This is a genomic window from Cyanobium sp. BA20m-14 (assembly GCF_024346295.1).
This window is the reverse complement of the sequence record NZ_JAGQCR010000067.1, coordinates 1-13,225: the sequence shown is the minus strand read 5'-3', so window position 1 is coordinate 13,225 and position 13,225 is coordinate 1. Positions and strand designations below refer to the sequence as shown.

Below are 13,225 nucleotides of genomic sequence, written 5' to 3'. Positions count from 1 at the left end.
CACAAATTTTCGCCCAAATATTTAGGCACAAAAAAGCCCGCGGCTGGCCGCGGGCTGGGGGAAGGGCTTGGCTGAATCCCTACTTGGCCGCAGCGGCGAAGTCTGGATAGGCCTCCATGCCGTGTTCGCCGATGTCGAGACCCACGATCTCTTCTTCAGAATCGACCCGGATGCCTCCAAAGAAGGCGCCGACGATCGACCAGAGAATCAACGATGCAACGATTGATACCACTGCAAAGGTGAGAGAGCCGACGAACTGAATGCCCAGCTGGGAGAAGCCGTGGCCGGTAAACAGGCCCTTGTCGATGTGGAAAAGGCCCACCGCCAGGGTTCCCCAGATGCCGCAGCATCCGTGGACTGAAAAGGCGCCTACCGGATCATCGATTTTTAGGCTGTCAATCAATGCCACTGCGAAGACGACGATAATTCCGCCAAGGAAACCCATGACCCAGGCAGAAGTCATCGAGATGGCATCGCAGCCAGCCGTGATGCTGACCAGGCCGCCGAGGATACCGTTGATGGTCATGGTGATGTCAGGCTTGCCTGGCCGCTTGTCAGGGCCGAAGCCTGGCAGCTGGGAGGCCAAGGTGGCTGCGATACCGCCACCAGCTGCACCAAGGGTTGTGGTGACAGCGATGTAGGGAACCTCGGGGGCCATGGAAAGCCAGGAGCCGGGGTTGAAGCCATACCAGCCGATCCAGAGGATCAGGCAGCCCAGGGTGGCGATGGCCATGTTGTGGCCAGGAATCGCCTGGGGCTTGCCATCGATGAATTTGCCGATCCGGGGGCCGAGGATGATGGCCCCCATCAGACCAGCCCAGCCACCCATCGTGTGCACCACAGTGGAGCCGGCAAAATCAATGAAACCGAAACGATTCAGCCAGCCACCACCGAGGCCGGCATCGTCGGGGAAATTCCATTGCCAGCTACCCATAATTGGGTAAATGAAACCCACCAGAAAGATAGAGAAGATGATGAAAGTAGTGAGCTTAATACGTTCAGCCACCAGGCCTGAAACGATTGTGGCTGCTGTGCCTGCGAAGGCAACTTGGAAGAGGAAGTCAACACTTGGAACCAGGCTGCCATCAGTAACCATCTCAGGAGTGACGGTTGGATCGAAGAAAAGCCCCCCGAACTTCAGCCAGCCGGGAATCACCCAGTCTGCGTTGTACATCAACTTATAGCCGATGAACCAGTAGGCGCTTGCTGCTATAGCGAAGACCAGCAGATTCTTAAAGAGGATGTTGACGGCATTCTTTTGGCGGCATAGCCCGGCTTCCACCATGGCGAAACCGGCGTTCATGAAGATCACCAGAATCGCGCAAATCAGCAGAAGGAGATTGTTGGCGAGGAATGCTGGAGTGAGCTCGGGAAGCTCGGCTGCGTGGGCTGAAAGATTGAATACACCCAGGCCAAAAAGGGCCAGGGGCACGCAGGCCAGCCAAACGAGGGAGCGGCTGCTGCTGAATCCGCGAATGCTGCGGAACAACATCATCGGACCTTCGGAGAGGCTGGCCTCGTGGAGGCGTCTGCGCCTCGGAGGGGTGGATGCAATGGTCATGGGCAGTTCAGAGGGACGGCTGCGCAGATGGGGGATGGTCGAAATCCCAACGCTGGGAACAATGAGCTCTTCCAGGGAGATGGGATGTTCGTTTTGTTACCAAATCGCGCCCAGGCAGGGGTTCGGAGCCTCGCCGCAATGATTCCCGCCCGACTGCAAAGTTTTCGAACAAAATCCCCAAAATGTTCGCCATGAGCATTATTTCTGAGCTATGAGTGCGGGAAGCGAAGTTCTGCTTCTTTGTAAGATTGGTTCTTGGAGTTGGGTTTGTCGAATTCGGCCCTTTTGCTGGGCCTGACCCCTTGGGCGGCGTTTGAATCGGTTGCTACAGAAGGGGCGCCTGCTTTTTCGCTAAGAACAAAACGATTGCCACTGGTATCGCGTGAAACAGATTCAAGCTGTCATCCGTCCTGAAAAGCTCGAACTGGTCAAGGATGCCCTGGTAGCCCTTGGCATCAATGGTCTGACCGTTTCATCCGTCCAGGGTTTCGGCAAGCAGATGGGCTACACCGAGGTCTACCGAGGGGTGAAAATTGAGGCGCGCCTGCTGCCCAAGATGATGATCACAACGGTTGTCACCGACTCTGCAGTGGCCGGTGTGCTCGATGCAATTCAGGCCGCTGCCCGCACCGGCGAAGTAGGCGACGGCAAGATCACCGTCACCCCTGTGGAAAATTCCATCCGGATCCGCACCGGCGAAACCGGCGACGCCACCCTGGATTGAGCCCCCCCGCCCCTGCCCTGGCCAAACCAGACGCTGCCTTGAGTTGGGCAGAGCTCCAGCTTCTCTCTAGCGACCAGCCGGATCCGGGCTTGGGCCCCACCAACGCCCAAGCCAACCTGCGTCTCTTTGGCCAACCGGAGAATGCCCTGCGGGTCACCCTTTTCCGTGACCACCATGCCTGGTGTCCCTACTGCCAGAAGGTGTGGCTCTGGCTCGAGGAAAAGCAGATCCCCTATCGGATCCGCAAGGTCACCATGTTTTGCTACGGCGAAAAGGAGGCCTGGTTCAAGGGGCTTGTGCCTACAGGCATGCTGCCCGCCCTCCAGCTCGATGGGCGCCTGATTACTGAAAGTGATCGCATCCTTGAGGCTCTGGAGCGGGCCTTCGGCAGCCTGGGGCCGGCCATGGGCGACCCCGAGGTGCTCCAGTTGCGCCAGTTGGAGCGGCTGCTCTTCCGTGCCTGGTGCCAGTGGCTCTGCGCGGCGGGGCTCGGGCCCCGGCAGGAGGCTTCAGCCCAGGCCGCCTTCGGCCAAATGGCCGCTGCCTTCCAGCAGGCCCTTGAGCTGCAGCCTGGCCCCTTCCTGCTGGGGGAGCTCAGCAGCGCCGATCTGGTGTTCGTGCCCTACGTGGAGCGGATGGCGGCAAGCCTGGCTTATTACAAAGGCTTCCTGCTGCGCCGCCAATACCCCGCCATAGACCGTTGGTTTGCCGCGCTGGAGCAGCGCACCACCTACCTCGGCACCCAGAGCGACTTTCACACCCACGCCCACGACCTACCGCCCCAGATGGGCGGCTGCTACGCCAGTGGCTCGGAGGTTCAGCGGCAGCTGGCCGCCCGGATTGATAGGGGCCCCTGGCCGATCGAGGCGCCCGATCCGGAAACCAGCCAGGCCGAACCAGCCCACTCCGCGGCTGTGGCCCTGGGCCGGGTGTTGAAGCACCGCGCTCCGATCCTGGCCAGGAACCCAGCGGGGCCGGCGGGCTTCGATCTGCCCCTGCGAACGGCCCTCACTGCCCTGATCCGGGGCGGGGCACTGCCGCCGCCGCCCGGCAGTGCCGCTTCTCTGCGCTACCTGCGGGATCGAATCAGTGTGCCCCGCGACATGCCCCTCCATGCGGCCCGCCGCTTACGCCAGGCTCTGGAGGCCACCGCGGCCCTGGATCCCCAGGATGGCGCGCTCCAGGGGCCAGCCATTCCCGTGGCCCACCGGCGCGACCAGGATCCCCAGCCATTTCTGCAGACCCCACCTAGGGTTTTGCCACTCGCCTGATCGTCGGTGCCGCTCTCTCCTCTCCGCCGGATCGCCCCCGGCTGGGCCCTGTCGGCTTGCCTGGGTGCCACCTGCCTGGCCCCCGCAGCTCTGGCCCCCGCGGCTGTGGCAATGGAACTGCGGGGCACCACCTACTTCACCAGGCCCCCCTGGAATGTGGACCTGGTGAGTTACTACACCACCGTTTGGCAAAGCCGCGCCGAGTACTACTTCACCATCAGCCTCGATCCCGAGGCCGGGGCCTCCCTCGGTGGCCTGACCATTCAGCAGACCCGCGGCGTGGACACCCGGTTTCCTTTTTTTGTCGAGCGCACCTCGGCGTTTCTGGGGCGGCCCCGCCGCCAGGGTGCCCGGGTGCCAGTCGAGGCCAGCTTTGAAAGTGATGCGCGCCGCTTCACACTCCGATTCCCCGAGCCGGTTTCACCTGGGCAAACCGTCACCGTGGTGTTGAAGCCCTGGAACAATCCGGCCAGCTCAGACACCTATATGTTCCAGGTGACCGCCTTCCCAGCCGGCCCTAACCCCTCGCCAGCACCGGTGGGATTTGGCACCCTGCGCATCTACGACCCCGATTGGCCCTGAGCCATCGTCTGCCCTATGGCAAGTTGGCGCTGGCCCCTGGTGCTGCTCGTGTGGGTCGGGCTCGCCGGTCCCCCACCTCTGCGGGCCCAGGCAGAGCCGCCAGTGCCCATGCCCAAGGAGCTGCCGCTAGAGGTTGTGGTGGCGGATGTGCAGCCTGAGGATGCGCTCGCTTCTGCCTCCCTTGCCCCGGCTTCCCTCGCCCCGGCCCCAGGGGAGGCCGCCAGGCCGCCGGCCCTGACCTATCCCCTCAAGCGCTTCGCCGCCGGCATGGACCCCTGGGGCTGGCGCTATTCCCAGCGCCGGGGCGCCTGGCGCATGCACACCGGGGTGGATCTGGCCGCCGACGAGGGCACGCCTGTGCTCGCTGCTAGTGCCGGCCGGGTGCTGCTGGTGGAGTCGATCAGTGGTTATGGCACCACCGTGCTGCTCGACCATGGTGCGGGTTGGCAAACCCTCTACGCCCACCTGCTCAGCACCAGCGTGGCGATGGGCCAGCGGCTCAACCAGGGGGAGGTGCTGGGGGCGGTGGGCATGACGGGCTCGGCCAGTGGGCCCCACCTGCACTTTGAGCTGCGCCGCCGGGGCTCCAGTCTTCTGGCCCTCGATCCCACCCCCCACCTGCCGCCCCTGCTGCCCCCACCTGCCTTGATACAGCCTGCCCTGACACCGCTTGTTGCCACAATGGATCCCTAGTTGCGGCCCAATGCCCATGCAAGCCCAGTGGAATGGTCGGGTGATTGCCAGCAGTGATGACATCGTCACCGTGGATGGCAACGCCTACTTCCCCCTCGATTCGCTGGATTCCAGTTGCATACGTCCTTCCAGTCACACCTCGGTGTGCGGCTGGAAGGGCACTGCCCATTACTACGACCTGGTGGTGGACGGTCAGGTGAATGCCAACGCCGTTTGGTTCTATCCGGAGCCCAAGCAGGCCGCCGCCTCCATTTTGGGCCGGGTTGCCTTCTGGAAGGGGGTGAAGGTCGGCTGATCAGTCCTCTGGTTGCTCAGCTTGGCTCAGGTGAGCTCAGCAACCTGGAAAACGCAGGGTGCGCCAGTCACCGCTGGCGGTGCTCACCTCAACGCCGATGTCCACCGGCTCCTGGCTACTGCCGTAGTGGTCCTGCCACCACCCCATGGCCTCAGACCAGGCTGCATCGAGAGACTCGTAGAGATCATCGAGTACCGGGTGGGGGGCCCCCTGGCGATCCACCAGCCTGTAGTGGCGCACGTGGGCCGTGGATTGGGGACGGAAACTGGCCATGTCTAGCTTCGCTGCTCAATTGGACTAATCGGGAAATAATCGCGCCTGTGCCAGCTGGAAACTGTCACCTTGACAACATCTTCCCGTATCGCCTCCAGCTTCTTTGCTAGCGGCCCCTCCGGGCTCAGATCAGGTAGCGCCTGATGCACGACCGGCTCCAGAACACTAGGGCGGCCGTAGTGGCGCTCCAGAGCAGGCCAGAGTGCAGGGCCGTCACCAGCCTGCCCTCGCTAAAGAGGGCCAGGCGCACGATGCCGTAGGGCAGGGCCACCGCCAGGGCCATGGCCAGGGCCACGATCGCCAGGATTTGCCCCCAGGCGCGCCATTTCAGCAGGCCGATCGAGGCCACTAGCCCCACCACCGCGGTGGGCAGCACCGCACTCGCCCCGACCACGAGATTCGGCGTGCGCCAGCTGTCGAGCAGAATCACAGCCAGGCCAACCGGTATGGCCAGGGCGTTGGCCACCAGTCCCAGCCGGGCCAGGGTGACGTAGCCGCGGGGGGGCTGCTGCAACATCGCAAACGTTGGGCAGGCGATGGACCCATCGTCGGTCATGGTGAGCGGGCAGGATGGAGAGGTTTGAAAACGCACCACCTGGCGTTTCCCCCACTCCGGCGCGGCCCCCTCACCACCCTGCAGGTGAACCTGGGCTACCGCTGCAATCAGGCCTGCAGCCACTGCCATGTGGATGCGGGGCCCACCCGCACCGAAGCGATGGACGGGGACACCCTGTCTCTGATTCCGAAGGTGCTGGCCGCCCGGGGCCTCGGCTGCCTGGATCTCACCGGTGGGGCGCCGGAGCTCCATCCCCAGTTCCGGCAGCTGGTGGTGGCGGCCCGGCGGCTGGGGGTCGAGGTGATCGATCGCTGCAACCTCACCATCCTTTCGGAGCCCGGTCAGGAGGATCTGGCCCGCTTTCTGGCAGGCCAAGGCGTCACGGTGGTGGCCTCCCTGCCCTGTTACTTGGCGGCCAACGTTGATCTTCAGCGGGGATCAGGCGTGTTTGCCCGCAGCATCGCGGCCCTGCGCCAGCTCAATGCCCTTGGCTACGGCCAGCCGGACGGGGGGCCTGGCCTCCACCTCGTCTACAACCCCCAGGGCCCCGCCTTGCCTCCCCCCCAGGCCCAGCTGGAAGCCGATTACCGCCGGGTGCTGGCCAGCGAGCACGGGGTGGTGTTCACCAGTCTCTACGCCCTGGCCAACATGCCGATCCAGCGCTTTGCCAGCTGGCTCCAGGCGCGGGGCCAGCTGGAGCCCTACCAGGAGCTGTTGCAGGCCCGCCACCGCAGCGAAAATCTCGAGCAGGTGATGTGCCGCTCCCTGATCAGCGTTGACTGGCAAGGCTGGCTGTTCGACTGTGACTTCAACCAGCAGCTGGGCCTGGCGGCTGCCCCGCCCAGCCGGCCCCGGCACCACCTGCGGGACCTCCTGGTCCACGATCCCGCGGGGGATCCGATTGCGGTGGCCGACCACTGTTTCGGCTGCACGGCCGGTGGGGGCTCCAGCTGTGCTGGTGCCCTCAGTCAGCCACCTAGTCTCTGAGAACGTTCTGGCTGATCCCGGCCACGGCTTCGGGCAGGTTCGCTTGAGCAGACCCCCTGTCATTTCTGTGCTCCTGACTTGGTTGGGGGTGTTGGCGGCGCTGCCGGCCCTGGCCCTGCAGGGGCCGGCAGCGCCGGTGGCGGTCTGCGTGGTGTCTCCCCGGGTGGAAGCGGTGCACGAGGGCGATGCCCTTGGCCTGGTGCCCACGCCCCGGCCCCAGCTGGTGGTGATTGATCCGCTGCTGGAACTTCGCATCGAACGCCAGGGCCGCCTGGTGTGGCAGCAGCGGGCGGCTGCGGGCAAAACCTTCCAGGCCCCCCTGAGCTGGCCCCTCGATCCGATCACCCCAGGTGAGGTTGTGCTGTTGCGCCTGCGGCCCCGGCAGGCCCCCGAGGGCGCCTTTGCCCATGTGCAGCTGGTGGGTGCATCGGCCCAGCGGATGGCCAGCACCGAAGCCCTGATTCGCTCCCTGGGCCAGCGCCCTCCGGCCTGGCTTGCGGCCATCGAGACAGCCCTGGATGGGGGCGATGTGTCGTTGGCCTGGGCGCTGCTGTTCTCTCCCCAGCTGCCCGAAGCCCGCGAGCTCATGGCCCTGCGGGCCGAGGTGGTGCGGCGTGGCTGCGGCGATTGATACGGGTGTACTGTTTCTGAGCTTTCGCGCTGGCGGGGTTCGGGTGCCATGTTTTGCGATCCCTCTTGCGATCCCCCTAGTGATCTAGCCGGTGACCTGGTTTGGCTGGGCCCCCTCTCCCAGGACCAGGCTCCCCTGCTCCTGCCCCTGGCGCTGGAGTCGGTTTCCGCGGGATTCCCCAGCCCCGCCGACGATTACGTCGAGGCCGTGATCGATCTCAATGGGGTTCTGATGCCGCGCCCCAGTTCCAGCTTCCTGATGCGCGTGGATGGCGACGCCATGCGTGGCGATGGCATCCACCACGGTGATCTGTTGGTGGTTGACCGCAGCGTGGCTCCGCGCTCAGGTTCCACCGTGGTGGCGGTGCACCAGGGTGGCTTTGTGCTGCGTCGGCTGGAAGGGCGCCCGAGCCAGTGGCGGCTGGTGGCCAGTGATGCCACCAGCCCCGCGATCGCCCTCCAGGGGGAGGATCCCGATCTGCTGATCTGGGGTGTGGTGATCCATGCGGTGCATCACCTCACCAGAAGCCCTGGGAGCGCAGCCAGAGCCCCAGCAGCGCGATCGGCACAAACACGGCGCCCAGGATCTGCAGCTTGATGGTGCGGGGAGAGGGCGTTTTTTGGGGAGCCATGGAAGGGATGGGGCCGCAGCTAGTTGGGTCGGGGCCCTTTTAGCTGAAGACCGGCCAGGGCCGGCTGTTGTGCGGGCAACTCAGTTGGCGACAGTTCAGAATTTGGGGGGCTTCGATTCGTGGGGCGATGCTGCAGCAGCCACCTCTTTGGTCCAACCGGTATCAGGCTGGCCTGGCCCTGGCGGAGCGGTTGGGATCCAGCCACCACTGCGGCAGCAACACCAGGGTGCTGGCCCTGCCGCGGGGCGGGGTGCCAGTTGCGGTGGCCCTGGCTGGGCGGCTGCACTTACCAGTGGCGACCTGGTCGGTGCGCAAGGTGGCGGATCCCCAATGGCCGGAGGTGGCGATCGGAGCGATCGCTGGCCAGGGGGTGGCGGTTTGGCGCAATGGGGGGGAGGCGCGGCGCCGCGAGGCGATGGCCCGCTCCCATGGGTGGCTGCAGGCTGAGGAGCTGGAGTTGGCAAGGCGTCAGCGCCTGTTTGGTGATCCGGTGGCCCAGGAGCTGCAGGCACGGGATCTGATCGTTGTTGACGATGGCATCGCCACCGGGATGACGGTGAAGGCAGCCCTGCTGGCGCTGCAGCAGGTTCAACCCTGCAGCCTCACCTTGGCCGTGCCGGTGGTGGATCGCGCGGTGGCCGGGGAGTTGGCCGGGATGGTCGACCAGCTCGAAGCGGTGGCGATCGTCGACCAGCTCGCTGCGGTTGGGATGTGGTTTGAAACGTTTAACCAGCTCAGCGATCAGGAGGTGCTCGAGCTTCTTGAGTCGGCTCGGAATCAACTCAGGCGTTCTGCCTCCACCAGCGCCAGCCCTCCAGATTGATCAGCAGGCCGAACCCGGTGAGGGCCAGCATCAGCACGATCTGATCAGGTCGGGCATCGGGTACGACGATGTCGGCGATCAGATGGGGCAGATTTGTGATGGAGTAAACGACGCTGAACCAGAAGTGGATGCGGCGCCAGGGCCGCCAGCGCTTAGCAGGCGCGGCCGCAGTATCCGCATAGGCGATCAGCACGATCGCGATCAGGGGCAGGAGAAAGTAGCCGAGCATGGCCCCAAACAAAAGGGGCAGGGCGCTGGCGGGTACGTGGCTCTCGATCTCAGGTGACTGGCCATGGAATAGCGGCATCAGCCCCAGATCCACATGGAAAAGCATGGCCAGCAACCAGGTGATCCAGAGGGTGATCAGCCTCGGGGCATGGCGGGTGCCGCTGAGCATGGCGCTATGGGATATTTATCGCCGCAATCCTGCCATCTATCTAACAGTCGATGAAGTTCCTTAATTGCAGTAAAAACGAATCGTTTTCACTGAAACTCCCAAGCGCTTGGCAATCTCACCGATGGGTAGGGCGGGCTAATCCATCACTCCATTGGTGTTCCAACCATCCATAGTGGGGGAACGGGTCCACTGCCCCTGCAGTGGTCACAAGAGGAAAGTGCGGTGAGGGTTTGCCCAATTCCGCCGCTGTCCCGCAACTGTGAAGGGTTTGCCCCCTGAGCCAGAACACTCACCGTCATCTGCTCACCATCGTCCTCGGCGCGGACCGAGACAACCCATGAAACGCTTCACCGCCCCCCTGATCGCCACCGCAGCAGGTGCAGTCATGCTGCTGGACACAAGTCCCGTCCTTGCCCATGGCGCCGCCGCTGGTGGGGCCCTGGGTGGCTTAACCCACCCCTTGCTCGGCTTCGATCACCTGTTCATGTTGATGGCCGTGGGCACCGCCGCCTCCCTGATCTCTGCCCGCCTGCTGGTCTGGGCGCTGGCGGGGGCAGTTCTCGGCGCGGCCATCGGTCTGGCTGGCTTGAATCTTCCTTCTGCTGAAGTTATGGCGGCACTTTCCATTTCTGCGGTGGCTGGTTTGAGCCTGCTGGCAGGCAAGGCCGTCGGGACGGCCGACGCCAATGGGCCGATCAGCATCAGGCGCGCAGTGGTTGGCGCAGTAGTTGGCTCAGGGGTTGCCATTCACGCCATGCTCCATGGCCTGGAGGCCCCGCAAGAGGGCAATACCTTGATCTGGTGGAGTGGCGCCCTGCTCAGTTCTGCCCTGGTGTGCGCTGGGACCTGCCTGCTCCTGAAGAAACTGCCCCCATCCCTTACCAAGGCAGCAGCAATCACCTTGATTGCGATCGGAGGCCTACTTGCCATAGGCCAAGTTGGCCTTTTGGCCGGTTGAAGGATCCCAGTCTTTTGGCAGGGGGCGACCGACGCTGACACGTCGACGCAAGGCCGAGCTGCTGGGTGGTGATCAGAGCTCGCAGGGCGTGCTGCTCAGGCAGTCGACCAGCTTGTACCAGGCGGCGCAGCACCGAGATCAGCTCGGCATCAATCAGGTCTGGGGCCTGGAGGTTGGCTTCCGCAAGCCGGGCGCTGGCGGCGCCGTGGATTAACAGTGCCTCCACCAGAACCGAAGCATCTGCCAGAACCGAAGCATCTGCCAGAACCGAAGCATCCACCACCTCAACTCAAGTGGCCAGATTCCAGTCAGCGTCTCGCTAGGTTGGCATGAAAGCGGTACTGGCATGAACAGCTCGCGGCTGGTGGCAAAGCAGGTCGGCGCGAGCGGCCAGATCTCCCTTGGTAAGGAGTACGCGGGGCGCACCGTGTTGATCGACAGCAGCGAGCCTGGCGTGTGGGTAATCAAGACAGCGCAGACCATTCCAGATTCTGAACTCTGGCTCCATCAGCCGGAATCATCTGCTCGGCTTGATCGGGCTTTGCTGGCCATGACCGAACCATCCAGCCCTGCTGATCTCGAGGCGCTGGAGCAGCACCTAAGCGGCACGTGATTCAGCTGGATTTCAACAACCCCGAATTCCAGGCCAATTTGTTCGCGCTCAACAAACCGGACGCCTGGGCTGTCTTCAAGACACTCAAACTCCTGCAGGCGATGACTTGGGAGCAGATCCAAGCCAGCAAAGGCCTGCATTGGGAATTGATCCAGAGCCGCCAAGGGCCAGACGGTCAACGGCTCTACTCGATGCGCATCTCGCGCAGCTGCCGGGCCGTCGCCTGGCGCGATGGTCCATGGTTGCGCTTGCTCTCCCTTCACCCTGATCACGATTCGGCCTATCGATGAACGCCAGCGCCGGCCGGCATCAGGTGCTCATAGAAGCCAAGGATCTGCTCGGATTCGGCATTCACCAGGCGTAGTGGGCCACAACAGCCGTTTGATCGACCTCGGTGACCACAAACACGCGTGTTCTAGCGGCTCATGCCGATCAGCCAAATGGCGTGGGCCGCTTGCAGATCTTGCGCACCAACAGATTCCACCACATCAGCGCCGGCGAGGTGTTTGGCTCGCTGAGGCCTACGGGGCGCTTCTCGGAAACCACCCCCTGGTACCCGCGCAGCCTCTATTCGGCCAGCAAGGCGGCCAGCGAACACCTGGTGAACGCGTGGCACCACACCTACGGCCCCTGGCAGTTTCCCGAGAAGCTGATCCCGGGCGATGGCCTCAACGTGCGCGACTGGCTGTTAGTGGAAGACCACGTGGATGCCCTACTGCGGCGGTTGGCTGGGGGTGCTGGCGGCGGCATCACGAATGCTGGAAAGGAATGACGCGCCGTTTCAATGTGGTGGTGGAGCGCTAGCGAAGGTTTTTTTGTGGCAACTGTGCCGTCTCTACCTGGAGGTGGAGGGTGATTCAGCCAGTGAGCTGGACTTTGTGGGTATTCAAAGGGTCTGTATTGAGGCGCGAGCCGCTGTCCAATGTTTGAAATGAACAAAACCAGCTAGCTAAATGGGTTTTACGGTCACTTACGCGAGTCCAGTAATGGGTCCTGGGATCGCGCAGCCAAAGATCGCTCCAGTTACTGGTAGATGATTACGCCCTGGTCTGCGGCTGATTGCATCAGCCGGCGATCAAAGCTGGCCAAGGTTGCGCTGAGCCGGAGAGCCAAGTCCAGGTAGGTGGCGTCATAACTAGAGAGGTTATGGGAACGGGCCAGAAGGATCACCCTGGATTGGACTTCCCTGGTGTCTTCTGCATCCGTGCAGATCGGCAAGCTGCGGAGCCTGGCCAGGAATAGATCGCTGGCACTCTGGGCGATGACACCGCGCCGCTCGGCTACCACCAGCGCATTGGCCACTTCAAGATGCCAGAGGCCCGGCACCCACCAGGCTTTCTCACCACAAGCGGCCAGGAGTCTGCTGGCCCTTTCTGCGTCACTGGCTTGCTCACGTTCAAACATCCAGGCCAGGGCCATGGAGGCATCAATCACGAGGGTCAACGTCGCCCCTCCTCCACGAAGTTCGCCAGGTCGGCATCTTGGACGCCGCGAATAAGCGGGAGAGCCTGCATCGCCTCGATGGCTACGGCTACGCCATGGCTGGAGAGATGTTGGTGGGGCACCAAGTCGGCCACGGGCTTACCCCGAACAGTGATCGTGAAGTGCTCGCCATGCTCCACGGCCCGCAGCAGCCGCGAGAGCTGGGATTTGGCCTCAAAGGCGCCGATGGAACGCTCCATAGCCTTTTGAGCTGGTTATTGAACTCGTTTACTTGGCTTGGGGAAGTGCTGCAGATATCCCGCCGAGCGCCGTGGTGCGCCGCCTGCTGGTCGAGAGCGACGTGCTGGTGTTCAACCTCGACAAGTGGAGCTGCGTCAGCGATCTCACCAGCATCGAGGCCCTGCCTCAGGCGGCCGAGAACCACGTGGACCGTTCGATCGAGGGTCCCGCCGCCTACGGCTCGATGAGCTCGCCGGACTTCGTCTACATCGACAGCAACGTGACCGGCACCTTCCATCTGCTGCAGGCGGTGCGCGCCCACTGGGAGCAGCTGCCATCCGAGCGCCGCTTCTCGGAAATCACCCCTTACGACCCGCGCAAGGCGGCCAGCGACCAGCTGGTGAACGCCTGGCACCACACCTACGGCCTGCCTGCCGGTGGCACTCACCAAGTGCTCGAACAATCTGCGGGCCCAGAATCTACGATGTAAACGCTCATGGGTTCATCACTTCCACGGAGCAAAGCAGGCCGGGAGCCCTCGCCGCACGGGCGTCGGCGGTGAGCAGGG

At 63.6% G+C, this 13,225-nt stretch carries 19 protein-coding genes, 2 pseudogenes and 1 riboswitch; of the genes and pseudogenes, 14 read left to right on the top strand and 7 right to left on the bottom strand.

The genetic code is table 11. The annotated features are described in order from the left end of the window. Positions 1–79: 79 nt before the first annotated feature. Complete coding sequence (locus KBZ07_RS08190) at positions 80–1,561, bottom strand: ammonium transporter (RefSeq protein WP_254931148.1); 1,482 nt, start codon at positions 1,559–1,561, stop codon at positions 80–82. A 382-nt stretch (positions 1,562–1,943) separates the two neighbouring features. Here KBZ07_RS08190 and KBZ07_RS08185 point away from each other — a divergent pair, with 382 nt between their 5' ends. Genes KBZ07_RS08185 through KBZ07_RS08165 form a run of 5 tightly spaced genes read left to right on the top strand, consistent with a single transcriptional unit; the run spans position 1,944 to position 5,126 of the window. Next, the gene (locus KBZ07_RS08185; protein ID WP_254931147.1) at positions 1,944–2,285 is read left to right on the top strand and encodes a P-II family nitrogen regulator; all 342 of its coding nucleotides are present in this window, start codon (positions 1,944–1,946) and stop codon (positions 2,283–2,285) included. Next, complete coding sequence (locus KBZ07_RS08180; protein ID WP_254931146.1) at positions 2,282–3,556, top strand: glutathione S-transferase N-terminal domain-containing protein; 1,275 nt, start codon at positions 2,282–2,284, stop codon at positions 3,554–3,556. The genes KBZ07_RS08185 and KBZ07_RS08180 overlap by 4 nt, the downstream gene beginning before the upstream one ends. A gap of 6 nt (positions 3,557–3,562) precedes the next feature. Beyond that, entirely contained in the window at positions 3,563–4,138 is a 576-nt protein-coding gene (locus KBZ07_RS08175; protein ID WP_254931145.1) for a DUF2808 domain-containing protein, read from the top strand. Positions 4,139–4,153: 15 nt separating this feature from the next. Further along, positions 4,154–4,831, top strand: a complete 678-nt coding sequence (locus KBZ07_RS08170; RefSeq protein ID WP_254931144.1) for a M23 family metallopeptidase — start codon at positions 4,154–4,156, stop codon at positions 4,829–4,831. Positions 4,832–4,847: 16 nt separating this feature from the next. Next, positions 4,848–5,126 carry a DUF427 domain-containing protein gene (locus tag KBZ07_RS08165; RefSeq protein ID WP_254931143.1) on the top strand — a complete coding sequence of 93 codons (279 nt, stop codon included), beginning with the start codon at positions 4,848–4,850 and terminating at the stop codon, positions 5,124–5,126. Positions 5,127–5,162: 36 nt separating this feature from the next. Here KBZ07_RS08165 and KBZ07_RS08160 read toward each other — a convergent pair whose 3' ends face one another. Then, the gene (locus KBZ07_RS08160; protein WP_254931142.1) at positions 5,163–5,399 is read right to left on the bottom strand and encodes a hypothetical protein; all 237 of its coding nucleotides are present in this window, start codon (positions 5,397–5,399) and stop codon (positions 5,163–5,165) included. Between the two features lie 124 nt (positions 5,400–5,523). Then, positions 5,524–5,955: a Hepatitis C virus core protein gene (locus KBZ07_RS08155; RefSeq protein ID WP_254931141.1), complete on the bottom strand. Its 432-nt coding sequence runs from the start codon at positions 5,953–5,955 to the stop codon at positions 5,524–5,526. Between the two features lie 24 nt (positions 5,956–5,979). Here KBZ07_RS08155 and arsS point away from each other — a divergent pair, with 24 nt between their 5' ends. The 4 genes from arsS to KBZ07_RS08135 all read left to right on the top strand — a co-directional run bounded on the left by arsS (position 5,980) and on the right by KBZ07_RS08135 (position 9,027). Continuing rightward, positions 5,980–6,942 carry an arsenosugar biosynthesis radical SAM (seleno)protein ArsS gene (gene arsS / locus KBZ07_RS08150; RefSeq protein WP_254931140.1) on the top strand — a complete coding sequence of 321 codons (963 nt, stop codon included), beginning with the start codon at positions 5,980–5,982 and terminating at the stop codon, positions 6,940–6,942. Positions 6,943–7,009: 67 nt separating this feature from the next. Next, entirely contained in the window at positions 7,010–7,573 is a 564-nt protein-coding gene (locus KBZ07_RS08145) for a hypothetical protein (RefSeq protein WP_254931139.1), read from the top strand. Positions 7,574–7,621: 48 nt separating this feature from the next. Further along, positions 7,622–8,170 carry a translesion error-prone DNA polymerase V autoproteolytic subunit gene (locus KBZ07_RS08140; protein ID WP_315860149.1) on the top strand — a complete coding sequence of 183 codons (549 nt, stop codon included), beginning with the start codon at positions 7,622–7,624 and terminating at the stop codon, positions 8,168–8,170. Positions 8,171–8,331: 161 nt separating this feature from the next. Beyond that, a complete protein-coding gene (locus KBZ07_RS08135; RefSeq protein ID WP_254931138.1) occupies positions 8,332–9,027 on the top strand; it encodes a phosphoribosyltransferase in 696 nt (231 codons plus the stop codon). Here KBZ07_RS08135 and KBZ07_RS08130 read toward each other — a convergent pair. After that, positions 8,987–9,424 (bottom strand): hypothetical protein, encoded by a 438-nt coding sequence (locus KBZ07_RS08130; protein WP_254931137.1) that lies wholly within the window; start codon positions 9,422–9,424, stop codon positions 8,987–8,989. The genes KBZ07_RS08135 and KBZ07_RS08130 overlap by 41 nt on opposite strands. 60 nt (positions 9,425–9,484) lie before the next feature. After that, positions 9,485–9,550, bottom strand: a pseudogene (locus KBZ07_RS16445) (MerR family DNA-binding transcriptional regulator); the annotation flags it as partial. 38 nt (positions 9,551–9,588) lie between these two features. Then, a riboswitch (cobalamin riboswitch) is annotated at positions 9,589–9,736 on the top strand. A gap of 25 nt (positions 9,737–9,761) precedes the next feature. Between KBZ07_RS16445 and KBZ07_RS08125 the strand changes: the two are divergent. The 4 genes and pseudogenes from KBZ07_RS08125 to KBZ07_RS08110 all read left to right on the top strand — a co-directional run. Then, entirely contained in the window at positions 9,762–10,382 is a 621-nt protein-coding gene (locus tag KBZ07_RS08125; RefSeq protein WP_254931136.1) for a HupE/UreJ family protein, read from the top strand. A 346-nt stretch (positions 10,383–10,728) separates the two neighbouring features. Next, a complete protein-coding gene (locus KBZ07_RS08120) occupies positions 10,729–10,995 on the top strand; it encodes a hypothetical protein (protein ID WP_254931135.1) in 267 nt (88 codons plus the stop codon). Further along, complete coding sequence (locus KBZ07_RS08115) at positions 10,992–11,285, top strand: hypothetical protein (RefSeq protein WP_254931134.1); 294 nt, start codon at positions 10,992–10,994, stop codon at positions 11,283–11,285. Before KBZ07_RS08120 ends, KBZ07_RS08115 begins: the two co-directional genes overlap by 4 nt. Before the next feature lie 98 nt (positions 11,286–11,383). Continuing rightward, positions 11,384–11,740, top strand: a pseudogene (locus KBZ07_RS08110) (GDP-mannose 4,6-dehydratase); the annotation flags it as partial. 278 nt (positions 11,741–12,018) lie between these two features. Here KBZ07_RS08110 and KBZ07_RS08105 read toward each other — a convergent pair. Together KBZ07_RS08105 and KBZ07_RS08100 are read right to left on the bottom strand one after the other, a co-directional pair. Continuing rightward, complete coding sequence (locus tag KBZ07_RS08105) at positions 12,019–12,429, bottom strand: type II toxin-antitoxin system VapC family toxin (protein ID WP_254931149.1); 411 nt, start codon at positions 12,427–12,429, stop codon at positions 12,019–12,021. Positions 12,430–12,434: 5 nt separating this feature from the next. Continuing rightward, entirely contained in the window at positions 12,435–12,677 is a 243-nt protein-coding gene (locus KBZ07_RS08100; RefSeq protein WP_254931133.1) for a type II toxin-antitoxin system Phd/YefM family antitoxin, read from the bottom strand. Between the two features lie 74 nt (positions 12,678–12,751). Between KBZ07_RS08100 and KBZ07_RS08095 the strand changes: the two genes are divergently transcribed. Beyond that, complete coding sequence (locus KBZ07_RS08095) at positions 12,752–13,147, top strand: hypothetical protein (RefSeq protein ID WP_254931132.1); 396 nt, start codon at positions 12,752–12,754, stop codon at positions 13,145–13,147. Positions 13,148–13,225: the final 78 nt, after the last annotated feature.